Below are 26,568 nucleotides of genomic sequence, written 5' to 3' on the forward strand. Positions count from 1 at the left end.
GCCTTTGTGGTCTCGAGGCCGAGGCTATTCATGAGTATCAATGGCGTCATGTAAAGAGGCCATGTTGCTCGGTGTTCCTGTTGAACTTTCCGTTCAAACACGAAGAATTAAGTGTCGTGTCTGCGGCATAAAAACAGAGTCTCTATCTTGGTTAGAGCCTTATGCTCGTATAACGAAGCGCTTAAAAAGTTATATAGAACAACTGCTGCCTCTTCTTCCCATTAAGCATATCTCCCAGTTAACAAGCGTACATTGGCACACCATTAAAGAGATAGATAAACGCCGACTTCCACGAGTGGTACCGTCAATGAAATGGGAGGGGCTAAGGCAACTCGTCATGGATGAGTTCGCTATCTTTAAAGGACATAGGTATGCCACGGTCATTGCTGACGCTAAGATGCACCAAGTCATTTGGATAGGGTTAGGCTGTAGCCGCAAGGACATACGACCGTTCTTCGAGCTGTTAGGCAAGCATGGCAATAATATCGAAGCGGTCGCGATGGACATGAATACGGCTTTTGACCTTGAAGTTCAAGCACATTGCCCGAACGCAAAAATCGTTTACGACTTATTCCATGTTGTTGCTTAGTTCGGTCGTGAGGTCATGGATAGAGTCAGAGTCGACCAAGCCAACAAACTCAAGCAAGATAAAAAAGCGAGGCAATGGGTCAAGCGTTCACGCTGGGTGTTGTTGAAAAATAGGGGCAACTTAAATACACAGCAAGACAGCTATCTTACAGAAATATTGAATATCAATAAGGACTTAATGACCACTTACATCCTCGGAGCACAACTCAAAGAGCTTTGGTATTGTGAATCAGAAGTGCATGCCAAAGGGCTCTGGGATACGTGGTGGGCACAAGTACAAGAGAGTGGGATTAAGCCATTAAAAGAGTTCGCACGAAAACTGAGTCCTTATCTTCACGGCATTCTCGCATCGGCAAGTTATCCGCTCAACACCTGCACATTGGAAGGGATAAACAACAAGATAAAGCTAATCAAGCGAATGGGATATGGGTATCGAGATACAGACTACTTCTTCTTGAAGATAAAAGCGGCTTTCCCCGGAAAGCCGCGATGAACCTTTTTTTTGCTTTCGTTTTCAGAGGGGTTGAGGAGCGAGGAGAAAAGCTAAGTTACCGCTAAAGCCTAGTTTCCACCGAAGCCTTAATTTCCACCAAAACATAGATACTTAATATCCATGTACTCATCGATGCCTTCTTTTGCCCCTTCACGACCAATGCCTGACTGTTTCACCCCACCAAACGGCGCTACTTCAGTAGAGATCAAGCCGTCATTGATGCCAACCATACCGTATTCAAGCGCTTCTGCTATCTTCCATACACGGTGAATATTCTGGCTGTAGAAGTAAGACGCTAAACCATAAATGGTATCGTTCGCCATCTCGATGAGTTCTTCATCGCTGTCAAACTTCATAACTGGAGCGACAGGGCCAAAGATCTCTTGTTGAACGATGTCCATGTCATGTTTCACGTTTTTAAGAATGACGGGCTGAATAAACTGGCCATCGAGTAATTGAGTTGGTGTAACAGGCTGTGCACCTTGCTCAATCGCTCGGTCAATTAAGCGTTGGATATTTTGTTTTGCTCTTTCACTGATGACTGGGCCGATATTGACGCCTTCATCTAAGCCATTGCCGACCTTAAGCTGTTGTACTGCTTGGTCGAACTTAGCTACAAATTCATCGTGTACTTTACTGTGGATATAGAAGCGGTTAGCACAAACACAAGTTTGCCCTGCATTGCGGAATTTAGATGCCATTGCTCCTTGCACGGCTGCGTCGATGTCTGCGTCGTCAAATACAATAAAGGGTGCGTTGCCGCCAAGCTCCATTGAAGTGCGTTTGATGCCTTTGGCGGCTTGCGCCATCAAAATGCTGCCAACACGGGTAGAGCCGGTAAATGAGATCTTTTTGATTAATGGATGAGAGGTAAACAGTTCGCCGATTTGTTCCGGACTAGTACCTAAAACCACTTGAATAAGGTCTTCAGGGATTCCAGCTTGGTAAGCCAGTTTAACGACCGCAAACGCAGAAAGTGGTGTCTCGTCAGAAGGTTTCACAATAAAACTACAGCCAGCCGCCAATGCAGGCGCTGCTTTACGCGTGATCATCGCCACGGGAAAGTTCCACGGCGTGATGGCACAGGCTAACCCAATCGGTTGTTTGATGGTGACTAGGCGTTTATCTGCCGCAGTACTTGGGATCGAATCGCCGTAGGTGCGCTTGGCTTCTTCGGCGAACCACTCAATAAAGCTTGCTCCGTAAACCACTTCGCCAGTCGCTTCTGCCAACGGTTTACCTTGTTCCATGGTCATCAAGCGAGCAAGATCATCTTTGTTTTCAAGGATCAACTCATACCAATTATTCAGTAGCGCAGCGCGAGTTTTGGCTGGAACTTTTGCCCACTCTTTCTGTGCGATATTTGCACGCTTGATAGCGTTATCTAGCTCCACCTCGCTAGAGATTGGCGCATAGCCAATGAGCTCACCGGTTGCTGGATTGGTGACCGTAACCGCGCTATCTGCTTCTGTCACCATAAAAGAGAGTAATTGCTTGTTGTTGATTTTGAGCATTGTGGTTCCTTATTGATGATTACTTAACACGTGTTGATCTAGTGAATGAACTTACCGTTGTCGAGGAGCCAGATAGCCTCAAAGTATTTATTGTTGACCCCAGTTGTCCGCTTCGATTTTCGCTAGTGCTTTCGCTGCTTTTTGCAGTGCAGGCAAAAACTTAATCGCTTCATCTGGCTTCACTCGAATCACAGGTGCTTGAATTGCTAAACCAAGGTTGGATTGACCGGTTGGTGATGGGATGAGTACCGCAATACACACCAAACCTGGAAGAAACTCTTCATCGTCAATGGCATAGCCTTGGATCTTCGCTTCTTCGATATCTTGTTCTAGAACGGAGTAGTCGGTAATGGTTTTTACTGTGTACTGCGTCAGAGGCACATTCTCGATCAGTCGTCTGCGCTGTGATTTCGACATGTGAGCCAAAAACAGTTTGCCGGTAGCCGAGCAATGCACAGGAACGCGAGAACCTGGTTGGAGGTGGAAACGAAGTGGGGCTTCCGTTTCTGCACGGTCAAGGTAGATGATCTCGCCGCTTGATAGCGCTGTCAGGTTGCAGCTTTCGCCAACTTCTGCACGCAGGTTTTCAAGAATCGTGCGTCTTGCACTGTGCATAGTGCTATTGAAGAGTAGGTTTTCGGCCAGTTTTCTGAGTCGAATACCTGAGCTGTAGTGCTTATCGTCACCATCTCTTTGAATGATGCCTGCTGATTCCAGTTGTTGCAGCATGCGGTGTAACGTCGGTTTCGGTAGCCCGGTTTCTTCGACTAATCCTTGAAGAGAAATGAATTCGTCTTTCTGTGCGATTACCTCTAATAGAGCAAAAAGTCGAAGAGTTGGCGTATCTCCTTGAACTTGTGGTGTTTCTGTTTGCATACAGTGATTCATCCTTGCGATATGTCTATGTGTAAGAGTGTACATAGCAAATCAATTTCCTTCAATTATCTGAATAATATTTGATCTTTTTTATTATTTCAATAATATAAAGTTAAATTATGGAACAATTAATCTCAATAAATGGAGTTTATCATGAAGGCAATTGAACGGATTATTGATAAGGCTCACTTAGATCGTAAGCGCGTGGTGTTGAGCGAAGCGGAAGATCCTCGAGTGCTCGCCGCAGCACGATTAGCGATAGACAAACAGCTCGCCCATATCACGCTAGTGGGGGATGAGAAGGCGATTATTGAAGCCGCGCAGTTGCATCATATTAATCTTGCCGGTATTCACATTGTTTCACCTCAAACGTCGGCTCTGAAAGTCGTATTAGCTGAGCGCCTATATGAGTTAAGAAAAGCCAAAGGCATGACGTATGAAGATGCTTTGGAGAAGGTTAAAGACCCACTTATTTTTGCCAACTTGATGGTGAGGGAAGGGTTAGTAGACGGCACGGTAAATGGTGCGGTGTATACCACTTCTGATGTGGTGCGAGCTGCACTGCAGATCATCGGCCCTGCTCCCGATAGCGAGTTGGTATCGAGTTTCTTCCTTATGATGTTGTGTGAGCCTTTCCATAATCTAAAAGGTGGTCTGATTTTCAGTGACTGTGGCTTGGTGATTAACCCCAATGAAACGGAGCTGGCATCAATCGCGGTCGCCGCTTCTCAAAGTGCTCAGGCATTGCTAATGGAAGAGCCTAAGTTGGCGATGCTTTCATTCTCCACCAACGGTAGTGCGAAACATGAGTCGGTGGACAAGGTGCGCAGTGCTGCGCAGATCGTGAAACAGCGTTGCCCTGGTATTGCGGTTGACCAAGATGTTCAGCTTGATGCCGCAATTGTCACCGAAATCGCGGCTAAAAAGTTGCCTGATTCCGAAGTGAAAGGTCAATCCAATGTGTTGATCTTCCCCAACCTCGAAGCGGGCAATATAGGTTACAAGTTGGCAGAAAGGTTAGGTGGTGCGGTCGCCATTGGTCCTTTGCTCCAAGGGTTGAATCAACCGGCCAATGACTTATCAAGAGGGTGCTGCGCAGAGGATATCTTTAACGTCATTGCCGTTACCGCGGTACAAGCGCAGCAAGGGAAAGTGTCTGGCTCTAAGGCTGACACTGAAGCTAATGTTGAAGAAAGACAAGAGCCGACATTTGATTTTAGGTATTAACATTAGTTGCTTAAACTAACGCTGATATGCACTCATATTACCCCAAATAACCTATTTAGGATTGTTAATGGAGTTACCGGTTTTACTCGCCATTTTGGCCACTATTGCGCTAGGCACCTATTTTCAAACCGTCACGGGCTTTGGGTTAGGCATCATTGTGATTGGTTTGACGGTCAGCCTTAATCTAGTTTCCCTAAATGTTATTGCCGCGGTGGTGAGTATTGTCACCTTGTTCAATTGCTTGGTTGTTTTGATGGGCAAGCCGTTGCTTGGCGAGCTAAAAATCCTTGTGGTGTTGGTGATCGGTATTATTCCCGGCGTGTCACTTGGGGTGTTCTTGCTAGGCGAATTGAGCGAATCTGCAACGCATATCCTACGAGCTTTGTTAGGCGCTATGGTGCTATTCGCAGGCTTGAGTTTTATGTTCAAACCTAAAACTAGAACCCAACGCTCTACAACCCTGTCTTTTTTGGTGTCAGGGTTTAGCTCTGGTCTCGCGGGCGGGCTATTTGGTATGGCGGGTCCACCGATTGTTTATCATCTCTACAGGCAACCTTTTACGCTTGATTTAGTACGAAGCACACTGCTGATGGTGTTCGCTTGCACGTCGATGTCACGTACCGTGAATGTTTACGCTGCAGGCGATATGGAAGCAAGCATATTGTGGCTATCTGCGATTGCTATTCCTTTGGTGGCGCTTGTCACCATGTTCGCGCGCCGCTTTCCGCCTCCCTTGTCGAATGCCCAACTCAGAAAGTTAGTATTTATGGTGTTGATGTTGATTGGTGGGTATTTGATGGCCGTGTCGGCATGGTCATTGTTGGGCTCTTCATAAACCAGCTCTATCAATGAGGCTAGCGACTCTCTAGCCGAAGCTTCACCGTCTAAACACGCTTTAGCATCTCAAAGATTCCTCTACATAGTCCAAACAAGCAGCTCTCTTGAGTATCCAACGTGATGTTACTGCGATAATAGGGGCTTAAATCTACCCCCATTCCTACGCCGTGGATTTCAATATTATTCTTGGTCGTCTCGCGATCAATCACCTGTTTGAGGTGGTTGTCTAAATAGAATTGATCATTGGCTGTGCTGGTGGCGGTATCCATCGGGCAACCGTCCGAAAACACAAACAAAACCTTTCGTTGTGCGCTGTGCTGCTGCAATCGCTGGCTGGCAAACTGAACCGCTTCGCCATCAATTCCTTCTTTGAAGATGTCCGCTTTACGAAGGCTTGCAAGACCGAGTCGAGCGCGCCTCCAATGGGTATCAAAATCCTTAAATACGATATGTCTAACCTCGTTTAAACGCCCGGGATGTTTCGGTTGGCCTTGTTTGAGCCACTGTCGGTAAACCTTGCCACGGTTCCAGTTGTTGGTGGTGAAGCCGATAATTTCAAAGGGGATATTGGCGAGTCCAACGGATTTGAGGATCGTATCCATTAGTAGGCTTAGCTTGTGGCTGTGTTTTTGCATCGACCCTGAACAGTCCATCAAAAACGTGATGGCACATTGGTGAGACGGGCCAATTTCAGGCTGATAAAAAAACGTACGGTCTAAAGGAGAAGTGATGAGCTTAGTGATGGCAGTGGCGTTGACGATGCCTTCTTCTAGGTGTTCTTGGCGTCGAATTCGTTGTGGTGTGGCAACAAAACCAGACAGCATGGCGGCTAAGCGTCGGGTATTCACTTGTCTCGCCATCAAGTCATCAGTGAGTTTTTGTCTCAGTTCGAATAATAGGGCACGCCGGACGAGCTTATCTGCGGCGATCACTTGGTCAAATTCTGAATTGAATACTTGATAATTAGCGCCTGACAATTCGAAGACCTTACTACTGCCAGTGATGTCCGCATCAATCTCTTCATCTTCTATGTCCCCATCAACGATTAAAGCAAGTTGCGCGAGGATTTTAATGTCCTCTTCAACCGTTGGGGTGCTTGAGCTTTCACCCTCTTGTTCTTGGTTGATAAGTGCTTGTGCCAGAGACGCGAGCTCGTTGGCATAGTGAGCAAAACGCTGTTGATTGGCTCGATGTTCTTTTAATTGTTTTAGACAGCTACCAAATATAGGCACGATGCCTGCTCGAGTCGATTCAATGGTTTCAGCGATGGGATCCGAGACTGGAACACCCGTTAAGCGAGTGTGGATGACCTGCATTAATGTGAACAACAAAATACCAATGCGGGATTCAGTAAAGCCATTTTGATGATATTGATCGCTCCAATACGCAAAGTTGAACTGAATGCTCTTAGTGACGCCTTTTAGGTAAGCGGGAACTTGTGACTCGATTCGTACCTGTTCGCAAAAATCGAATAGTAAACGCTCGACTTCATTTTTTGGGCGCAACGAATAGTGAAGTTCAGCATCAGAAAGCAACAGCCTCAATGCGGATGAGTCAATTTTACCGTTCATCGATAATTTACTGTTGATGAGCTCATGGCGTGACACAAAGGTGAGATCGTTGGTGTGTGCCGATAAGTGATAACAAGGACGACTACCGTTGTAGAGGCGCTCTCCTCGGTAATTCAGGTTCAATTCACCGCTGATCGCTCTGGCAATCGACACGCCAATATCGAGGATCTTTTTCTGTTGGGAGGAAATATTAGCCATCGATTAAAACTCCGACTGAGCATAGCTCTGAGTATGCTCCTCTAGAGCTTCACCAAAGCAGCGGAAGTAATATTCGCGAACTAGCTCCTTCTCTTCGTCTTCACAACGGTTGAGGAACGACAGCCTAAATGCAGTGGCTACATTCTTGAATATTCGAATATTCTCAGCCCATGTGATTACTGTTCTTGGCGACATAACCGTTGATAAATCGCCGGCTCTAAATCCATTTCGCGTTAAACCGGCGGTGGCGATCATTTTCTCTATTAACTGATTACCGCTTTCATTGTTTAGCTCAGGACACTTTGATAGAACGATCTTGGTTTCATGTTGTGGGTCTAAATAGTTAAGTGTCGCGATGATGTTCCATCGGTCAAGTTGGCTATGGTTAAGCACTTGAGTACCAGAATACAAACCGGAAAAGTTACCTAAACCGAGAGTATTGCAGGTCGCAAACAGACGGAAAGAAGGGTGGGGAGTGATCACTCTGTTTTGCTCGAGCGAAGTGTATTTTCCGTCTTGCTCTAACAGTTGCTGAATCACAAACATCACATCAGGTCGGCCCGCATCGTATTCGTCCAATACTAATGCGATGGGTTGCTGAATGCTTTGTGGAAGAATGCCTTCCTTAAACTCCGTTACCTGCATTCCATCTTTAATGACGATGCTATCTTTGCCAATGAAATCCAATCGGCTTAAGTGCCCATCTAGGTTGATCCTCAAGCATGGCCAATTTAATCGTGCTGCCACTTGCTCTATATGAGAAGACTTGCCGGTTCCGTGTGTGCCTTGTATTAACGTGCGACGGTTAGATGTGAAGCCCGCTAATATTGCGAGCGTGACTTCAGGATCAAAACAGTAGTTGGGATCGATCTTCGGTACGTACTCTCCCGCCTTCTCAAAGGCCAACACCGTTAAATCGCTATCGATGCCGAAATGCTCTCTTACACTTACCTGTTGCGTTGGTCGCAATTCCTCATTGTTCATTCTTTATTCCCCATTATCGCTTCCATGACTGCTGTGATTTTTGAACTGCTATCGATTATTAACCTCTCTCTTGGAGTTAACGACACTTTTTTGTACGAAAAACTACCAATAATGTGATCCAGTTTTATTAATTAGAATGAATTGTTCCATTTTAACGCAAAAAGTTGACGCGCAAAAAATCTACTACTAAGGTGAATTTGAATTCAAAAAAGAGACGATTCATTCCGAAAAATGAAATTTAGGTTAACTCAAGGAGAATGGAAGAATGAGTGAGCAAGAAAAACGTACGGTTGTTTCCGGCACAGTAACAATGACACCATCAGAAGCGTTCGTTGAAACTATGGTCGCCAATGATGTCACCGATATGTTCGGCATCATGGGTTCGGCATTTATGGATGCAATGGATATCTTTGCTCCTGCTGGCATTCGATTGGTCCCAGTGGTACACGAGCAAGGTGCTGCTCACATGGCAGATGGTTACTCTCGAGTCTCTGGTCGCCACGGTGTCGTTATCGGTCAGAATGGACCGGGTATCAGTAACTGTGTAACAGCAATCGCAGCAGCGTATTGGGCACACAGCCCTGTTGTAATTGTGACGCCAGAGACCGGCACTAAAACAATGGGCTTAGGTGGTTTCCAAGAGTGTAACCAACTTCCAATGTTCCAAGAGTTTACTAAGTATCAAGGGCATGTAACGCACCCTGACCGTATGGCGGAGTACACAGGGCGATGCTTTGACCGCGCAATGAGCGAGATGGGGCCTACTCAACTTAACATCCCACGTGACTACTTCTACGGTGAGACTCAAACCGAGATCCCTCAACCGGCACGCTTAGACCGTGGCCCAGGTGGTGAAAAATCTCTGAATGAAGCGGCAGACCTGATTGCTGAAGCGAAATTCCCTGTCATCATTTCTGGTGGCGGTGTGGTAATGGCTGACGCGTTTCAAGAGTGTGCAGCGCTGGCTGAAAGACTGGGTGCGCCAGTAGTAAACAGCTACCTACACAATGACTCGTTCCCAGCAAGTCACCCATTATGGTGTGGTCCACTAGGTTACCAAGGTTCGAAGGCTGCAATGAAGTTGATGGCTCAAGCGGACGTGGTTATTGCTCTTGGTACTCGCCTTGGTCCATTCGGCACATTGCCTCAACACGGTATGGATTACTGGCCGAAGAACGCAAAAATCATTCAGATTGATGCGGACAACAAGATGCTTGGCTTGGTTAAGAAGATCTCTGTGGGTATTTGTGGTGATGCGAAAGCGGCTGCAGTGGCATTAACCGAGAGATTGGAAGGTCGTGCACTGCTGTGTGATGACAACAAAGGTGCTCGCCAAGACACCGTCGCAACAGAAAAAGCGCTGTGGGAAAAAGAGCTTGATGAGTGGACGCACGAGCGTGACTCATTCAGCTTAGACATGATCGAAGAAAACTCGCATGAGACTCCTTTCTCTGGTGGTGAATATCTTCACCCACGCCAAGTACTTCGTGAACTTGAAAAAGCGATGCCAGAAGACGTAATGGTCTCAACGGATATCGGTAACATCAACTCGGTCGCAAACAGCTACTTACGTTTTGAAAAACCGCGAAGCTTCTTTGCGGCAATGAGTTTCGGTAACTGTGGCTATGCGTTCCCGACCATCATTGGTGCGAAAGCAGCAGCACCTCATCGTCCAGCTATCTCTTACGCAGGCGACGGCGCGTGGGGCATGAGCCTGATGGAGACCATGACGTGTGTTCGTCACAACATTCCTGTGACTGCGGTGGTATTCCACAACCGTCAATGGGGCGCAGAGAAGAAGAACCAAGTCGACTTCTACAACCGACGTTTTGTCGCTGGTGAACTAGACAACCAAAGCTTTGCAGAGATCGCTCGAGCAATGGGTGCTGAAGGTATCACGGTTGATAAGCTAGAAGATGTTGGCCCAACTCTACAAAAAGCCATCGACATGCAAATGAACGAAGGCAAAACAACCATCATTGAGATCATGTGTACTCAAGAACTGGGCGACCCGTTCCGTCGAGACGCATTGTCTAAACCGGTTCGTTTCCTAGATAAATACAAAGATTACGTATAACCAATAGGAAGTTTGTCCGGCACTGTATTATCGAAAGTGTTAGGGAGAAGGCTATCGAGATCGGAGTCGGACAAACAAATTAAGTGATGGTTTTTGATATTAAATTGAACGTGAAAGAAAACTCTTTTTTCATTAAGTCATATTTTTTACGTTCCTTGCTCTGAATATTAGAGCACTAACCAAATCACTATTACACCAAATTAAATTGTATCGATATCGAGGTTTTATCAGTAATTATTATTAACCGAATATCAAAATAGTAATTATTGATGAGTCACTAGATTTATTCGACTTTAGTATGAGTATTCGAAGAGTCGTTAACCTTTATTTTTAGCTAAGAATCATTATTTATATAGGTGAGTGGTAGAAAATAGATATGAACAATAAACGGTATATAAGCTCACTCAAAGAACTGTATCAAATAATTGATTCATATATTAAAGAGTGCAACGAACCTTGTGGGTTGATTTATAACGTTTGTGATTACGAAAACAATAACTTGATGCCTAGCTTGGGTCGTTCTAATCGTAAGAACTTACGCCGAGTCGAACAAGATTTGCTTTCAACGGTTCGTATCTATGGTGGGCATTCATTGCACTCTCACGACATAAATGATTGGTTGCTGATGTGCTTAGCAAAGAAGCAGGGATTTCCCATTCGTTTACTTGAATGGAGCGATAACCTGCTTAATGCGCTGTGGGCTTTGTGTCATAGTCAGAGTAAAGACTGCATTAATATTACTAAAGCAATTGATTTTGAGAGAGTTAGTGATTTCTTTACACCATGTGGTGTTGAGAAAACTCAGATATTTCATGTTGTTGATTGTGATCAGCAAGAACAACGTAAGGACAAATGGTATTCCATTCATCCGTTTAAGGAAGGTTGCAATGATGCCATTCAACCTTTGTACGACGAGCAAGGATATTCAAACGGTCTAGTATCCGTTCATGTTCTTCCGTCAGCCAAAGTAAATCTGATAAAGGAGTTAATATCCATGAATGTGTTAAATGAACCTACAGAGTATAAAGAAGAGACACTGGTTGATTTGAAAAATGAATCACACGTCGATGGAAATAAGGTTATGGGTAAAGATGGAAGCAACATCGAATTACAAGTTAATACTCATGATCGAACTTTGGAACAATATGGACGAAAGTACCATCAAGATTTTGACTTCGACTAACGACTAATATCATTATCGAAAATTAAGACTTCGCTCATGTCTGATTTTAATTATTTAAATAGAGTGAAGTCTTGTTTAAATAAACTTAGAACACTAATTAAATTTATAAAAATACGAAATCTGTGAGCTTAAAGATTGTATATAACACAACTCGAAGTTAGAGTTGTGCGGCTTGTTATCAAGTTGTTAAATCTTTCAAGTTTCTAGTTTAAAAACTCTAATAAAAAAGTGGCGCAAAGCTACTGAAATTTAAACCAATAACGTAAACATAAAGGATTCTGGAATATGAATATGCAAACCAATGCAGCGACATTCGTGCTGGAAAACCAAGTCGACACAGCCTTTTTACAGTCATTCAGTGATGCTTGGAATAACCATGATATCGAAGCATTAATGTCGTTCATGACTGAAGATTGTGTATTCCATACTGTGGCTGGCGAAGGCTTAGTTGGAAATACTATCGAAGGGTACGAAGCGGTTCGAAAGAGCTTTGAATTGGTTTGGCAGAACTTCCCAGACGCCGCTTGGAGCGATCCTGTCCACTTTGTGTGCGGTGATCGCGCTGTGAGTGAATCAACGTTTTCTGCTACAAACCCGGATGGCAGCATTATTGAAGCTCGCATGGTTGATGTATTTACTCTGAAAGACGGAAAAATCAGCGTAAAAAATGCCTTCCGTAAAACAAGACCTCTTTTGACTCCCACAAGCTAGACACGAAATCGCAACCCGTTCACGTGTTATGACTAGGAGAGTCGAATTATGAGTTTAGTAATGGAACAACCAGCTGCCGATGTGCAGCCAAAGGTGAAAAGCACCCAAGCACAAGAAAGTACACAAGCAAAAGATAGATACGATCCAAAGTACGATCCATTGAAGGATAAAACGCCAGGTCATGGTAAAGAATACGCCCCAACGTATTGGGTAGATACTGCAGGTGCCCCACCTGAAGATGATGGCCCAATCACATCGGACATGGATGTCGATGTGGCGATCATCGGTTCAGGCTTTACTGGCCTAAGCACTGCGATACACCTTGCTGAGATGTATGGCATTAAAGCGACAGTGATTGAAGCGAACCGTTCAAGCTGGGGATGCAGCACTCGAAACGGTGGTCAAGCGCAGTGTGCCTCTGGGCGTTTGAAGCGTTCACAATGGATTGAACGCTGGGGCCTCGAAACGGCGCTAAAAATGCACCGCGAATGTGTCGATGGCATGGAAACCTTCAAGTCACTGATCAAAGACATCGATTGTGACCCACAACCTGGCGGTCATTTATATGTTGCTCACCGTCCAAAAGTGATGGCAACACTCGAGAAAGAAGCCAAGTTGTTGCGCGACACGTTTGACTACGATGCGCAGATCTTAGATGCAGAAACCGTAAAGCGTGATTACGTTGGAGACCAAGAAGCAGCAGGCGCGATGCATGAGCCAGAAGGGATTGGCATTCATGCAGGGAAGTTGGCGTTTGGTTATCTAAGAAAGGCACGAGCACTCGGCGTTAAAGTTCATCCATCGAGTCCAGTTATGGGCTGGGAGACTCGTGGCGGTGTGCATTACCTGAAAACGCCTGGTGGCGTTGTTAAAGCGCGTTCTGTCGGTGTTTGTACGGGTGGGTATACCAGTCAAGGCTTGCATTCAGAGCTTAAAAACCGCCTGTTGCCAGTACTGTCTAACTCAATGGTCACACGTCCGCTAACTCAAGAAGAAATCGCCGCGTGTAATTTCAAAACTAATCAAGTGATTACTGATACTCGAATTCTGCGTCACTACTACCGTTTGTTACCGGATAACCGAGTACAGATAGGTACACGCAGTGCTATCAGTGGCAAAAACGCACCTGAAAAGAAATATGAAGACATGCTAAGAGCGGACCTTACTCGAAAATTCCCGTCTCTCGATCAGATCAAAATCGATTATTCATGGTGGGGTTGGGTGGACGTCAGCCACGACATGATGCCGAGGATTTATCAACCGAATCCAAAACAATCCATCTTCTACGCCCTTGGATATGGCGGTAATGGCGTGATGTATTCCGCTCAAGCGGGTAAGCGTCTTGCTCAGTGGATTGCAGGCGAAGGTCACACGCTCGACCTACCAATATTTGAATCAAAACTTCCGTTCCCCAATGTGAGGGAAGTGGTGGAATCAGAGATGTTTGCGCCGTTTCGAAGAATGGGGCAGCGGTTCCTTTATCAGTGGTATTCGTTAAAGGATGAAAGGCTGTAACTACCCGAACATTATTTCCAAAATAGGGAAATAGAACTACGACCAGGAAAGTTGTACCAGGTCACCTTGTGAGCAAAGTACAGGCAGGAAGTCTGTATGAAAGGAAAGGTTAAGACTATGAAATTTATTAAAAATAAAATTATTGCTGGTGTCACCATTGTAGCAACAGCGGTGCTATCTAATACCGCGGCAGCAGCGAATTTTAAAATAGCCATCGGCGATGCTGCTGGTGGTACGCAGTGGGAATTAGCGACATCGTTCTCTGAACTCATGGAGCAAAAAACAGACGGTAAAGTGAAAATCGATCTGTTCCCGAATGGTCAGTTAGGCAACGAGCAAGACACAGTAAATGATGCGGCAATCGGTCTTCTTGATTTCTCTGTACTGGCGATCAACAACGTCACCCCTTTTTCTCCGACGGTTGGTCTACTGACTATGCCTTACGTTATTCAGAGCGCAGAAGAAGCAGTGCTACTGACTCAAGGTCAAGTAGGCCAAGACTTAGTCGATAATACGATTCGTGATGCTGGTGTTCGTATTGTCGGTTGGGCTTATTCTGGCTTTAGGGTTTTGACTAACTCGAAAAAGCCTGTCGCTTCCCCAGAAGATCTTAAAGGGCTCGTGATTCGTGTTCCTCGTAACGAAATCATGATCGCTTCTTACCAAGCATGGGGCGTAAACCCAACGCCAATGGCTTGGTCTGAAACCTTTACTGGCCTGCAACAGGGCGTGGTAGATGGTCAAGATAACCCTTACATCACAGTGCATGCGATGAAGTTTAACGAAGTACAAAAGTACGTGACCAACATTCGCTACATTTTCTCTCTAGAACCTCTCATCGTGAGTGAAACGGTCTTCCAACAGCAAACACCTGAAATGCAGAAGATCATTCTTGAAGCAGGTCAGGAAGCGACAGAGCACAGCTTCGCTTATTTAGAAAATACGGAAAACCAAATTCGTGAAGAGCTACAAGCGAAGGGCATGGTATTCACAGACCCAGCAGACAACGAGCAAGAGTGGATCAACAAGGTGACTAAATCAGTTTGGCCTAAGTTCTACTCAAGCATCGGAGGCAAAGACAAGCTAGACGACGTTCTTGAGTTACTAGGTAGAAAGTAACGATTAGATTCGCCCTATCTGCTGTTCTCCGCGACTTAATCACCTAGCGATAGAACAGTGAGATAGGGCATTTACATGGCTGTACTCGTTGAGCTGTTCTGTACCTGATCTTTTAGGACCGTGAGCGACTGGTTGTCATGTGAAAATCAACATTGGAGGTTATATGTCAGTCGCTAAAACAATAAAAAAACACCTGAACAACATTGAGGAATATACATGTTGTTTGTTGCTTGCAAGCTTTGTCCTGTTGCTGTTTACACAAATCCTGACGCGTCAGCTATTCGACTACTCTATCCCGTGGGGGGATGAGGTCGCTACTTACATGTTCGTTTGGTTCGCTTATCTAGGGGCTGTTGTGGCGGCCAAGATGTCGGCACACAACCGAGTGAGTTTTCACTTCAAATTATTTCCGCCAATCGTGCAAACCGTCAGTGAAACCATCGCTGATTTCTTATGGCTCTGCTTCAACGGTTACTTTGTCTATCTCAGTTATGACTTCGTGTTCAACAAAATGAACCTGTTTTGGAAGTCTCAGACCACAGGTATCCCGATGAAGTATTTCTACATGATTTTACCTATCGCGTTTTCCCTGATGATGATTCGAATTATCTGGAACAACTATGAGCGCCTATTCAAAGGTGCAACCAATGAAGATCCAGAAGTGAAAGAGCTGCGAAAAATGACTGCACAAAAGTCTATGCAGTAGTCACAGAGAATAGTCGTAATAGAGAGATGTAATAATGGAATCCTATTTAACTCTAATTTTATTTGGTGGCTTCTTAACCCTGTTAATTCTAGGTGCACCAATCACAGTATCACTGGCCGGCGCTTCGATGGCGGCCTATATGTTGCTCGACAAAAATCCTATCGCACTGGTACAAATCGCATTTACTTCGGTAGGTAACTTCCCGCTCATGGCTCTGCCTGCTTTTGTGCTTGCGGGCGCATTAATGGAGGCGGCTGGGATCTCCAAACGTTTGGTTGATATTGCCGAAAGCTTAGCTGGGCCCGTAACAGGTGGACTTGGTGCGGCAACGGTAATGGCCTGTCTTTTCTTCGGTGCTATCTCTGGCTCTGGCCCAGCGACAACCGCCGCGGTAGGTATGCTAATGGTGCCTGCGATGGTTAAGCGTGACTACGATAAGAGCTACGCATCGGCCGTTACGGCTGCATCCGGAGGCTTGGGGATTATTATTCCACCATCCATTCCTTTAGTTATTTTTGGTATATCTGCGATGGGCTTAATGGCGCCACCAGAAGCCATTGCACAACATGGCCAGTTTGCTTCTTTATCGATTCCAAAGCTGTTTGTCGCCGGGGTTGTGCCGGGTTTCATCATGGCTTCGACACTGGTACTGACTAACTATTTCATTGCTAAGCGCGAAGGCTACAAAGGGCTTACTGAAACCTGGTCATTTGGTGATGTAAGGCATTACTTGCGTCGAGGTTTATGGTCGATACTAGCGCCATTTTTGATTCTTGGCGGTATCTACAGCGGTATGTTCACACCAACAGAGTCTGCGGTTGTGGCAATTTTTTATTCGCTGTTTGTGGGTGTATTTATTCACCGCGAGTTGTCATTCAAAAGCGTGATGAAATCTCTATCAACCACGACGTGGATCACCGGACGTGTATTGCTGATCCTGTTTGCTGCTACCGTGTTTGGTCGTTTACTGATTGAACAAAAAATTCCAGTGGTGGTGGCTGAATCTTTGCTCAGTTTTACTGACAACATGTACATGGTGTGGGCGCTTACGATTACTTTGCTGTTGTTCATCGGTATGTTCATGGAAACCTTAGCAGCGATTATGATCATCGTGCCGGTTCTATTACCAATCATGTACATGTTAGGCGCGGATCCTACCCACGTGGGTATTGTGGTCGTATGTACCTTATCGATAGGCTTTGCTACGCCGCCACTTGGCGAAAACATCTTTGTTGCCTCGGGAATAGGGGGTTCCACGGTTGAGCAAATCACCGCGAAGATCCATCCCTTTGTTCTTGCTTCTGTTGTGGGCGTTTTCGTTATCGCTTTCTTCCCACAAATTACGCTTTGGCTTCCGTCCTTAGTGGGCTATTAGGAGAGATAACCATGAATTTATCCAGAATCATCCTCATTGGTTGTGCTGTGTTTGCTGTCGTGAGTGGCATTAGTTTACGTGCCGAACATTCTGAAACAGAGAAACAAGCTAAGCCTGTTAATGTGCTTGATGTTTCTGAGCCCCACGTGGTGAGCGAGGCAGAGAGAAGAGCCAAGACTCTGCTGGCGAAAGCTGTAATCCACGTTCAAACCGAGGGTGATGAAAGCGTCAAAGATTTCATGAGTGACCCTGAGTACATAGACGGTGAGTTATACGTGTTTGCACTCGGAATTGATGGTCAATTTCTTGCCAGTGGCGGCTCTTCCATGGTGTTGGTGGGCGACAGTGTATTGGACACACAAGATGTTTATGGCAATCCATTTTTTCGAGAAATGATAACAAAAGCGGTCCACAACGGTTTTGGCGAGGTGGAATATCACTGGACGAACCCGACTGATCGTATGGGTGAACCGAAAACTACGTTCTTTGAGCGAGTAGGCGATGTGATTGTCGCTGTCGGTTATTACCCTGAACGTTCGAGTGCGGCCGAGGCAAAGAATTTATTGGCGAGAGCGATGACTGCGATAGTGGAGTCTGAACAAGATAGCTTGGTTGAGTTCAATGACGCTGAAGGCAGCTTTGTGGAAGGAGATTTGTATGTGTTTGTGATGGACATGAGTTCTGGAAAGCTACTAGCTCATGGCGTGTCACCGGAGTTGGTTGGGCGATCACACAACGAAATCTTGAGCCCAGATGATAAGCCGATCCTCACTGATATGTTGAATCTTGCGCGAGAAAATGGCCGTGGTGTTTATACCTATCGCTGGTTAAATCCATTGTCGAGTAAGGTCGAAACCAAGCATACCTACTATCGAGTTATCGATAACAAGCTAGTTGGGGTTGGATATTACACAAAATCAAACAAGACGTAAAAGTCAGGGTGTGGTGAGTGTAAGTCTATTAAAATTAATGACTTAATGCTCATTTTACCCCTAAAAATAGGAGTGTGTAAAAAAGCAATTTAGTAAAATTCACAGTGTGTAATTTTTGTTGTGAAATTGTTTCAAAAATAACAGTAGTATGAAAAACATGGAAACCGAGCAGTAAAGAACAAATCTGAAAAGGGTCAATTAGGATGTTTGACCTACGTGAAATTTAAAGCCGTACGAGGGATAGACTATGAATATGCTGACACTAGACAAAACAGAACTTCACAGAAACCATTCAACTTTTATTGCTGAAGCTGTCTTTGCCGTCGAAATGGTGAAAGCAGACAAGCAACTCGAAAAGCAGAAGATGGCGAAACAGTTGCTAGATACTCTATTTCCTCTTGAGTCGGGCTCTCATGAAGATGTTGTGAGCTATGAGATTGACTACCGACATGTTCAGGTTTACTTCAAAAATGGTGAACACACAGGTCTGAAACGTGCTAAGCATTTTGTGGCATACACAGGTGATAAATCCAAACCATCATCAATCCTGTTCCGTGATGAAAGCGGTACGCACGTTGAAGTGACGATGGGCGCTCGGAAAGGCACAGGTAACCTTGAGCTTGTTGATATTGAAGATATCCAACTAGAGACATGCACTACCTTCGGTCAAACAGACGCAAGTATTTCTTCTGGAATCAGACACTGGGTTAGCCTAGTGAAGGGCGATGAAAGCGGCCGACCAAATGCATCAAGTGAAGATAAAGAGTTCACGGCGAAAAATGGTGATGACTACAATCTTGGATTCTGTTTCGCACTCTGATATCGAGCGCTGCAGTACGCAGCGCTAACAATCCATTTCTCTTTTACCTTTGGTAATTTGCCCGCCCCTATAGCGGGTTTTTTTATTAGAGCTATAAGTAAATTAGGCGATTATCAAAATCATATGCAGAAACTTTGGATGTGACGTTATAGTGTGTTGTTTTGATTTAAGTTGTTGTATTTAAATAATTTTGTTCTTTCATTTTATTCTGTTTTTATTAGGTTAACTATCATTATCGACGGTGGTTTGGGCTACTATTGAGCGAAATCTCAGTCAAAATGCTTTGAGCTGTGCTATAATGCGCGTCTTGGGATTGAGCCAGTAAGTCCATTTATCACTAACTATTGTGATTTTTATTGCCTTTTATTTAGGCGGTGCGGCGAGCCAATCAAGTAGTAGTTGGATATGGAGAGCGTCCTTATATTCGTTGAATCGGATATGCGAACATCATAATTTATGAGTTTTAAATCAAAAAAGTACAGTATTGATTCTACTGACTATCAAGTTGGTCAAGACAACGTCAGTAAATGGGGCATGGATGTCCATAACACAGTTTTCGTAGCCTCAGTCGGCTTATCTCTTCTCTTCATCATCACCCTTCTTGCACTGCCTCCTGCAGATGCCAAAGCGGCAATTGATTCCATCAAGGGTGCAGTTCTATCAAAGTTTGACTTCCTATTTATGTGGGGAGCTAACATCATGTTAATTTTTGCCGTTATTCTTGCATTTTCACCGCTAGGTAAAGTTCGCTTAGGTGGTGAAGACGCGACGGCAGACTATTCAATGGCCTCTTGGATCGCGATGTTATTCGCAGCAGGCATGGGTATTGGACTTATTTTCTGGGGTGTTGCTGAGCCAACCGCGTTCTTTACCAACTGGTTTGGTACTCCGCTTAATGCAGAACCTTTTACAGAAGCGGGTCGTGAGTTAGCGCTGGGTGCAACGGTATTCCACTGGGGTTTCCATGCTTGGGCTATCTACGGCATGACAGCACTTTGCCTAGCGTATTTTGTTTATAACAAAGGTCTACCACTATCTATGCGCTCAGTGTTTTACCCAATCTTGGGTGAGCGAGTGTGGGGCAAAACGGGTGATGTGATCGATGTGCTAACGGTACTGGTTACTCTGTTTGGTTTGGCGACTTCGTTAGGCTTAGGTGGTACACAAGCGGCAAGTGGTATTAGCCACGTGTTTGGCTTGGAAAACAATATCCTACTTCAGCAATCTATCATTGTTTTGATCATGGGTCTGGCGATCATCTCTGTACTTCGTGGTATGGACGGTGGTGTTAAGTTCCTAAGTAACCTAAACATGGTTATTGCGTTTGTATTTCTTGGCCTTATTGCAGTGCTTAACTTCACAACTGTGCTTGATTCTGTAGCAACAGCGGCAACGGGCTATGTGAAAAATATCTTGGCATTGAGCCAAAGCTCTGGTCGTGAAGACACGACATGGCTACATGGTTGGACTGTGTTCTACTGGGCATGGTGGGTAGCGTATGCACCATTCTTCGGTATGTTTGTAGCGCGTATTTCTAAAGGTCGTACGGTTCGTGAGTTCTTGTTCTGCGTACTGATTATCCCGACGCTAGTAACTTCGGCTTGGATGTCTGTGTTTGGTGGTGTGGCTATTGAACAGGTCATTAACCATGTTGGTCAACTTGGTCTTGATCAAGGGATCACAGATGTATCACTAAGCTTGTTCCACATGTTAGATGCGTACTCGTTTGGTAGCATCCTATCGGTTATCGCAGTAGCACTGATCATTGTGTTCTTCGTTACGACACTAGACTCAGGTTCGATTGTTATCGATGGTATGACGGCTGGTGGTAAGCTTGAAGTACCAGTGAAACAGAAAGTAGTGTGGGCGGTTATCTCAGGTGCGATTGCGATGGTGATGTTGTGGATTGGTGGTACTCAATCTATTCAAGCACTGCAATCTATTACGATTATCGCAGCGCTGCCGTTCACTATCATTCTTCTGATTGGCTGTGTGAGCCTGCTGAAAGGTCTATTTACAGAAGTAGATAAAGGCCAAGCAAACGTAAGTGAAACAGTGAAATAGAGCGATTTTCTAGTGAGGTAAATTACTCACTAGTGACGCTTGACTAAGAAACTCTCTTGTACTTTGTGCAAGGGAGTTTTTTATGTGCGTTAGCAAGAAATAAAAAAGCCACAAATGATTCGTCACTTGTGGCTTTTCTTAACTTTATGCTCGTTCACTAGAGATAAATTATTCGTTTACGCATTTAGCTCTTGTTGAATGACGTAATCTAGAGCACCAACGACAGCTGCAACTTGTGCATCGTTACACTCTTCATCCGTTACTTTGTCGCTGTCTGGGTAAACTTCTGTCGTTGTCCCGTACTTGCAGTTAGTTACGCCGCCACACAGGCCTAGCTCTTTCATTGGGTAGTTAATCACACCGTACTGTGTCACCTCTGAGCCGATGATCTTACCGTCTGCATCTGCTGGGGCAATGTGGGTTACTTTTTCAACTGAAGCAATGACAGCCGCTTGGAATTCTGGCTGAGGATTTTCAGTGTCGCCTACTGTGTAGAAACCATCTGGAATCATACCTTCGATGTACTCAATTCCATCACGAGCAGCAAGTGCTGGGCGGAATTCAGTTTCATCAGAGTCTGTCGTTTCGTGCAGATCAACGTGAACCAATACCTCTGGTAGAGATGCTACTAATGCAAGTAGGTTTGCTGATTCCTCAGCAGGGGTACCTTCATAGAAAGAACGGTTTGGATCAACGGCATTTGGGTTCCATCGGTTGATGACTTCGTAACCCCAAGGGCTAACACAAGGTGCAACCACCACGTTGAAATGTGCTGCGTACTTCTCTGCTTGAGTATCTGCGAATTTGATCGCACCGTGTACACCACTTGTCTCATAACCGTGAACACCGCCAGTTACCAGAACGGTTGGTTTTGATGTGTCCCAGTTTTTGCTCTTGATTGCAAACAGAGGGAAACGAGCTTCAGCGTAGCTCAGTGCGCCGTATTGCTCGATATCAAAGCGGTCAGCTAATGCTTGGATTTTAGGAACGACTTCTTGCTGGTATTCGCGTTTAATGGTTCTTTGAGCAAACCATGCTTGACGTTCTGCTTCTTGCCATTTTTTTCCAGGTTCACCGATAGGGTAGCTGTATTCACTTTTCATCTATACTTTTTCTTTTATGTTCGTGAAAGATGCAGACAGACTAGTCCTGTCTCGCTGAGGCGGCAATAGAAAACACAGTTTGTGACTTTATTTTTTACAGACTCATAACTTTGATGAGTGAATTGATAGTGTTACATTTTATCTGTTGTTCAATCCTTTAAAAGAGACAATAAAATGGCTGGAGCAAGTTTACTCACATTGTTAGACGACATAGCCACAGTGCTAGACGATGTTGCACTGATGTCTAAAGTTGCAGCGAAGAAAACCGCAGGTGTATTAGGCGATGATTTAGCACTTAACGCACAGCAGGTTTCGGGTGTGTCTGCTGAGCGAGAAATCCCTGTGGTGTGGGCGGTTGCAAAAGGCTCATTCAAGAACAAGTTGATTCTTGTGCCTGCCGCCTTATTAATTAGTGCATTTATTCCTTGGTTGATTATGCCATTGCTGTTAATTGGTGGCTTATTTCTTTGTTTCGAAGGGGCTGAGAAGATCTTAGAAAAGTTCTTCCCGCACGTCCACCAAGATGACGACAAAGGAGATGAAGATAAAACTGGTGAGTCCATTGAGGACTATGAGGAGAGAAAGGTTAAAGGCGCAATTCGTACCGACTTCATCTTATCCGCAGAAATCATTGTGATTGCTCTAGGTACCGTGACGGGAACCAGCATCTTGACTCAGATTATTGTCGTGAGCTTGATTGCTGTTGTGATGACGATTGGGGTCTATGGCTTGGTTGCAGGGATCGTTAAGTTGGATGACTTAGGTTTCTATCTTCAACGTACATCTGACGGTAGCGCATTCAAAACAAAGCTGGGTAATGGGCTTGTTTCCTTTGCGCCCAAGCTAATGAAGATGCTTGCAGTTGTCGGTACGGCTGCCATGTTCTTGGTCGGTGGTGGTATCGTGGTTCATAACGTTCCTGCGATTCATCATTTGATTGAACCTATCATCATGGACTTCAGCGGGCATACGATAGCGACTGCCGTTGTTCCTACTTTGTTGAATGGCGTGATTGGTGTCGTGGCAGGGTTACTTGTTGTCGCGGTTTGGAGTGTGATAGAGAAGGTTCGCGGCAAGTAGGGCTTAAACAACGTCTTAGGCAATGAGTTTGTTAAATACTAAACAAAAAGGGTCACCCATAATCGGGTGACCCTTTTTAGTTGAAGTGAAGTATTTACGAAGTATCTACACGTATTTACTTTGCCTTCTGAGTACTTATTTTACTGACCAAGCAATCATCTCGCCGCCACGAATTGGCACAACGATGTCTGAACCAAATGGCATGGTTTCAGCAACGTTCCACTCTTCTTTTACTAGAGTGATGGTGTCTGTGTTACGTGGGATGCCATAGAAGTCAGGGCCATTGTGGCTTGCAAATGCTTCCAGGTTCTCAATCTTACCTTCTAGTTCAAACACTTCTGCGTACAGTTCAACAGCTGCGTGGGCTGTGTAAGAACCCGCACAACCACATGCTGACTCTTTTGCACCTTTTGCGTGTGGTGCTGAGTCTGTACCTAAGAAGAACTTCTTGCTGCCGCTTGTCGCTGCTTCAATTAGCGCTTTTTGGTGAGTGTTGCGCTTAAGGATTGGTAGGCAGTAGAAGTGTGGCTTAATGCCGCCAACTAGCATGTGGTTGCGGTTGTAAAGCAAGTGGTGAGCTGTGATTGTCGCGGCAACGTTGTCGTTCGCGTTCTTTACGAAATTCGCAGCATCTGCTGTTGTGATGTGCTCCAGAACGATTTTTAGGTTAGGGAAGTCATTCACGATTGGCGCAAGAACGGTGTCTAGGAACTCTTTCTCACGGTCAAAGATATCAACGTCGTGCGTGGTTACTTCGCCGTGTACCAAAAGTAGCATGCCAACTTCTTGCATAGCTTCTAGTACGTGGTAGATGTTCTTTGCAGAGGTTACACCCGAGTCAGAGTTGGTTGTTGCGCCAGCTGGGTATAGTTTCGCAGCCACTACAGCGCCAGACTCTTTCGCTTTGCGAATTTCGTCAGGTGTTGTTTTATCTGTTAGGTAAAGTGCCATTAGAGGCTGGAATTGCTCGCTTGGCTGCTCTGCCATGATGCGTTCACGGTAAGCTAGAGCCATTTCGGTATCAGTTACCGGTGGGATGGTATTTGGCATGATTAACGCTCGACCATTGTAGCGGCTGATATCGCGCACTGTATCTTTTAATACTTCGCCATCGCGTAGATGAACGTGCCAGTCGTCAGGACGAGTAATCGTAAGTTGTGTCATTGAAGGCTCCCACCATTTGAAGTGTTATGTAGTTGGAGCCTAAACTCTGCGAAATCTGTGAAAGCAATCGCTTACGTTTAGGCGACAGGATGATAGTGGAAAAGCACTTTCATTTCATCCTATTTTTAACTCTTCAGGGTTAGGAGCTTGTTTTTCCGCGTATTTTATTCGGTATTTATTTTTGAAGATGGATTATCGAGTCGCTACCCACAACCCGTGGATCATTCCCGGAACCCAGAAGAAGAAAGTGAGGACGATGTTGATCAAAAGGTCTTTGCCTGCGCCTCGTGCGAAAAACACACCCAAAGGAGGAAGCAGTACACATAAGATGATAATGACGAGTTTGTTCATGATAAATCCTTTTTATTCAATGAAAGTTCAATGCACTAACTGTATTCACAGTATAGAAGGTCTGGAGAGTGTTAATGCATTGCTGTCTTTATGTATAGAAGACAATGAGTTAAACATCTCAAGATATTCGCTTAGTATCAAGTGTTTAATGGCTGCCAGTTTATCTATTTATAACCATTTGTTAGCATTGGGACAAACTAAAAAACATTGGAATCGTTATGTCGCAGTCACCTCTAGATCGAAAGGCTTCAGAGCAAGCTCCTTCCTTATCTCAAATCAATGTGTTTCCGGTTAAATCAGTGGGCGGCATTGCGCTTTCTTCTGCTTGGGTTGAAAAACAAGGTCTCACTTTTGACAGACGTTTCATGCTGGCATTGGCTGACGGCTCAATGGTTACGGCGCGTAAATATCCTAAAATGGTTAAAGTGTCTTCCAGCTTACTGCCAGATGGTTTGATCTTTACTTATGAAGATAAAGAGCCACTGCGCCTTAAGTATGCGAACTTTAAGATGCAAGAAGCGCCAGCAACAGTGTGGAAAGACAGCTTCACGGCCTACACAACGAGTGACGAAGCTGATGACTGGTTTAGTGATGTATTGGGTGTACGTGTTGAGCTGCTTTTCTCTGGTGAACAATCGAATCGTGTTCGTGAAAAGTTGGGCCATAACGTCAGTTTTGCCGACGGTTACCCGATGTTAATCATCAGCCAAGCTTCGCTTGATGAGTTGAATCGCCGTAGTCCTGAAACGCATTCCATGGATCAGTTCCGCACCAACTTCGTGGTCTCAAACACTGAAGCGTTTGCTGAAGATGGCTGGAAGCGTATTCGAATTGGTGAGGTTGAGTTCGAGGCGGTGAAGCCTTGTGAACGTTGTATTCTAACAACTGTGGACGTTAGCAGTGGTGAGTTAAGAGCGACAAAAGAGCCACTGAATACCTTCTCTAAATTCAGAGCCAATGATCGTGGTGGCGTGTTCTTTGGTCAAAACCTAGTCGCGAAAAATGAAGGCTTGGTTAGAGCAGGTGATGTGGTTGAAGTACTCGAAACCAAAGAAAAAGAGTATTACGAAGACACATGGGTAGAGTCGCTGCACCTAACCTGTGTTGAGCGTGAGGAGATAGCTCGAGACTTTACGACGTTTTGGTTAGAGCCAGCGAAAGAGAGCCACTCTTTACCAAGTTACCAACCAGGTCAGCATCTGCCGATTGAAATGGTGATTGATGGCGAAAAAGTGTCTCGCCGTTACACGTTATCTTCGAGCCCATCTCGCGCGGGTCGTTTAGCGATTTCAGTGAAGCGCGTCAATGATGGCCAGATCTCTAATTGGTTGAACGACCATTTCCAAGTTGGCGATACCTTAGTGGCGCAAAACCCGGATGGTGCTTTCTACTTAGAAGAGAACCCAACGCACCCTTTATTATTGCTTTCTGCGGGTAGCGGTATCACGCCTATGCTGTCGATGCTTCGTTATTTAGCAGACCATGGTCAGATTAATGATGTGGTTTTCTATCATCAATGCAGCAGTGAAGAAGATATTCCTTATCAAGCTGAGATTGACCAGATCGCCAAAGAGCATGAAGGTTTACGTGTGATCTATTCATTGAGCCAACCAACGAAAGAGTGGGATGGTTTGTCTGGTCGTTTAAGCGTGTCTCATGTCGCTAAAATTGATGAGTTACACAAGCGCCAAGCGTTCGTGTGTGGCCCTGATGGCTTTATGGATAATGCCAAGAAACTGCTGATTCAAATGGGGCTTAACCCTCAGCATTATCATCACGAAGCATTTGGTGTCGCTCAGGCTACTGAAGAAACCGTGAAGCAATTACAACTGAGTGTTAACGGCTATCTTTTCGAAGGTAATAACCAGTCAACCTTACTAGAGCAAGCCGAGTCGGCGGGTGTGTCTATTGCATCAAGTTGTCGAGCGGGTTTTTGTGGTGCTTGTAAAGTGACCCTTGAGTCTGGGCAAGTTCATCAACCGGATGTACCAGCGCTGCAAGAACATGAACGCAACATGGGACAGATTTTAGCATGTTGCAGTGTGCCTCAAACCGATATCGAAGTTGTGGATTAATGGCT

21 protein-coding genes and 1 pseudogene are annotated in these 26,568 nt (G+C 45.1%); 15 read left to right on the forward strand and 7 right to left on the reverse strand.

What is annotated here, in order from left to right; translation table 11 throughout:
• Positions 1 to 1,081, forward strand: a pseudogene (locus JC606_RS18185) (ISL3 family transposase); the annotation flags it as partial.
• Positions 1,082 to 1,167: 86 nt separating this feature from the next.
• Here JC606_RS18185 and JC606_RS18190 read toward each other — a convergent pair.
• Positions 1,168 to 2,595, reverse strand: coding sequence for an NAD-dependent succinate-semialdehyde dehydrogenase (locus JC606_RS18190; protein WP_198779121.1), 1,428 nt, complete (start codon positions 2,593 to 2,595; stop codon positions 1,168 to 1,170).
• Between the two features lie 87 nt (positions 2,596 to 2,682).
• Positions 2,683 to 3,471, reverse strand: a complete 789-nt coding sequence (locus JC606_RS18195) for an IclR family transcriptional regulator (protein ID WP_008215739.1) — start codon at positions 3,469 to 3,471, stop codon at positions 2,683 to 2,685.
• 153 nt (positions 3,472 to 3,624) lie between these two features.
• Between JC606_RS18195 and pta the strand changes: the two genes are divergently transcribed.
• Together pta and JC606_RS18205 are read left to right on the forward strand one after the other, a co-directional pair.
• Positions 3,625 to 4,698, forward strand: a complete 1,074-nt coding sequence (pta, locus tag JC606_RS18200; protein WP_198779122.1) for a phosphate acetyltransferase — start codon at positions 3,625 to 3,627, stop codon at positions 4,696 to 4,698.
• Positions 4,699 to 4,765: 67 nt separating this feature from the next.
• Positions 4,766 to 5,533, forward strand: coding sequence for a sulfite exporter TauE/SafE family protein (locus tag JC606_RS18205; protein WP_198779123.1), 768 nt, complete (start codon positions 4,766 to 4,768; stop codon positions 5,531 to 5,533).
• 49 nt (positions 5,534 to 5,582) lie between these two features.
• Here the strand turns inward: JC606_RS18205 and JC606_RS18210 are convergent, their stop codons facing one another.
• The gene (locus JC606_RS18210) at positions 5,583 to 7,304 is read right to left on the reverse strand and encodes a cobaltochelatase CobT-related protein (RefSeq protein ID WP_198779124.1); all 1,722 of its coding nucleotides are present in this window, start codon (positions 7,302 to 7,304) and stop codon (positions 5,583 to 5,585) included.
• Positions 7,305 to 7,307: 3 nt separating this feature from the next.
• Positions 7,308 to 8,288, reverse strand: coding sequence for an AAA family ATPase (locus tag JC606_RS18215; RefSeq protein ID WP_137408606.1), 981 nt, complete (start codon positions 8,286 to 8,288; stop codon positions 7,308 to 7,310).
• A 265-nt stretch (positions 8,289 to 8,553) separates the two neighbouring features.
• On the opposite strand from JC606_RS18215, the gene xsc reads away from it, so the two are divergent.
• The 10 genes from xsc (at position 8,554) to JC606_RS18265 (ending at position 20,790) form a co-directional block, all read left to right on the forward strand.
• Positions 8,554 to 10,365: a sulfoacetaldehyde acetyltransferase gene (gene xsc, locus JC606_RS18220; protein WP_198779125.1), complete on the forward strand. Its 1,812-nt coding sequence runs from the start codon at positions 8,554 to 8,556 to the stop codon at positions 10,363 to 10,365.
• Positions 10,366 to 10,741: 376 nt separating this feature from the next.
• Positions 10,742 to 11,548, forward strand: coding sequence for an FRG domain-containing protein (locus tag JC606_RS18225; protein ID WP_198779126.1), 807 nt, complete (start codon positions 10,742 to 10,744; stop codon positions 11,546 to 11,548).
• 285 nt (positions 11,549 to 11,833) lie between these two features.
• Complete coding sequence (locus tag JC606_RS18230) at positions 11,834 to 12,259, forward strand: nuclear transport factor 2 family protein (protein WP_137408608.1); 426 nt, start codon at positions 11,834 to 11,836, stop codon at positions 12,257 to 12,259.
• A gap of 48 nt (positions 12,260 to 12,307) precedes the next feature.
• Positions 12,308 to 13,774, forward strand: a complete 1,467-nt coding sequence (locus JC606_RS18235; protein WP_137408609.1) for an NAD(P)/FAD-dependent oxidoreductase — start codon at positions 12,308 to 12,310, stop codon at positions 13,772 to 13,774.
• 117 nt (positions 13,775 to 13,891) lie between these two features.
• Complete coding sequence (locus JC606_RS18240; RefSeq protein WP_137408610.1) at positions 13,892 to 14,893, forward strand: TRAP transporter substrate-binding protein; 1,002 nt, start codon at positions 13,892 to 13,894, stop codon at positions 14,891 to 14,893.
• Positions 14,894 to 15,056: 163 nt separating this feature from the next.
• Entirely contained in the window at positions 15,057 to 15,599 is a 543-nt protein-coding gene (locus tag JC606_RS18245) for a TRAP transporter small permease (protein ID WP_137408611.1), read from the forward strand.
• Between the two features lie 34 nt (positions 15,600 to 15,633).
• Positions 15,634 to 16,974 carry a TRAP transporter large permease gene (locus JC606_RS18250; protein ID WP_102424990.1) on the forward strand — a complete coding sequence of 447 codons (1,341 nt, stop codon included), beginning with the start codon at positions 15,634 to 15,636 and terminating at the stop codon, positions 16,972 to 16,974.
• 11 nt (positions 16,975 to 16,985) lie between these two features.
• Positions 16,986 to 17,906, forward strand: a complete 921-nt coding sequence (locus tag JC606_RS18255; RefSeq protein WP_137408612.1) for a cache domain-containing protein — start codon at positions 16,986 to 16,988, stop codon at positions 17,904 to 17,906.
• A 247-nt stretch (positions 17,907 to 18,153) separates the two neighbouring features.
• Positions 18,154 to 18,726, forward strand: a complete 573-nt coding sequence (locus JC606_RS18260; RefSeq protein ID WP_061032195.1) for a malate synthase — start codon at positions 18,154 to 18,156, stop codon at positions 18,724 to 18,726.
• 456 nt (positions 18,727 to 19,182) lie between these two features.
• Positions 19,183 to 20,790 carry a BCCT family transporter gene (locus JC606_RS18265; protein ID WP_198779127.1) on the forward strand — a complete coding sequence of 536 codons (1,608 nt, stop codon included), beginning with the start codon at positions 19,183 to 19,185 and terminating at the stop codon, positions 20,788 to 20,790.
• Positions 20,791 to 20,966: 176 nt separating this feature from the next.
• On the opposite strand, the gene JC606_RS18270 is transcribed toward JC606_RS18265, so the two are convergent.
• Positions 20,967 to 21,893: a M14 family metallopeptidase gene (locus JC606_RS18270; RefSeq protein WP_198779128.1), complete on the reverse strand. Its 927-nt coding sequence runs from the start codon at positions 21,891 to 21,893 to the stop codon at positions 20,967 to 20,969.
• A 174-nt stretch (positions 21,894 to 22,067) separates the two neighbouring features.
• Here JC606_RS18270 and JC606_RS18275 point away from each other — a divergent pair, with 174 nt between their 5' ends.
• Positions 22,068 to 22,973 carry a DUF808 domain-containing protein gene (locus tag JC606_RS18275; RefSeq protein ID WP_137408615.1) on the forward strand — a complete coding sequence of 302 codons (906 nt, stop codon included), beginning with the start codon at positions 22,068 to 22,070 and terminating at the stop codon, positions 22,971 to 22,973.
• 135 nt (positions 22,974 to 23,108) lie between these two features.
• On the opposite strand, the gene pyrC is transcribed toward JC606_RS18275, so the two are convergent.
• Together pyrC and JC606_RS18285 are read right to left on the reverse strand one after the other, a co-directional pair.
• Positions 23,109 to 24,137: a dihydroorotase gene (gene pyrC, locus JC606_RS18280; RefSeq protein WP_137408616.1), complete on the reverse strand. Its 1,029-nt coding sequence runs from the start codon at positions 24,135 to 24,137 to the stop codon at positions 23,109 to 23,111.
• 192 nt (positions 24,138 to 24,329) lie between these two features.
• On the reverse strand, positions 24,330 to 24,488 hold the full coding sequence (locus tag JC606_RS18285; RefSeq protein WP_004737661.1) for a YqaE/Pmp3 family membrane protein: 159 nt from the start codon (positions 24,486 to 24,488) through the stop codon (positions 24,330 to 24,332).
• 218 nt (positions 24,489 to 24,706) lie between these two features.
• Here JC606_RS18285 and JC606_RS18290 point away from each other — a divergent pair, with 218 nt between their 5' ends.
• Positions 24,707 to 26,563, forward strand: coding sequence for a hybrid-cluster NAD(P)-dependent oxidoreductase (locus JC606_RS18290; protein ID WP_137408617.1), 1,857 nt, complete (start codon positions 24,707 to 24,709; stop codon positions 26,561 to 26,563).
• Positions 26,564 to 26,568 lie beyond the last annotated feature (5 nt).

Source organism: Vibrio sp. IB15, assembly GCF_016406055.1.
Taxonomy (GTDB): domain Bacteria; phylum Pseudomonadota; class Gammaproteobacteria; order Enterobacterales; family Vibrionaceae; genus Vibrio; species Vibrio chagasii.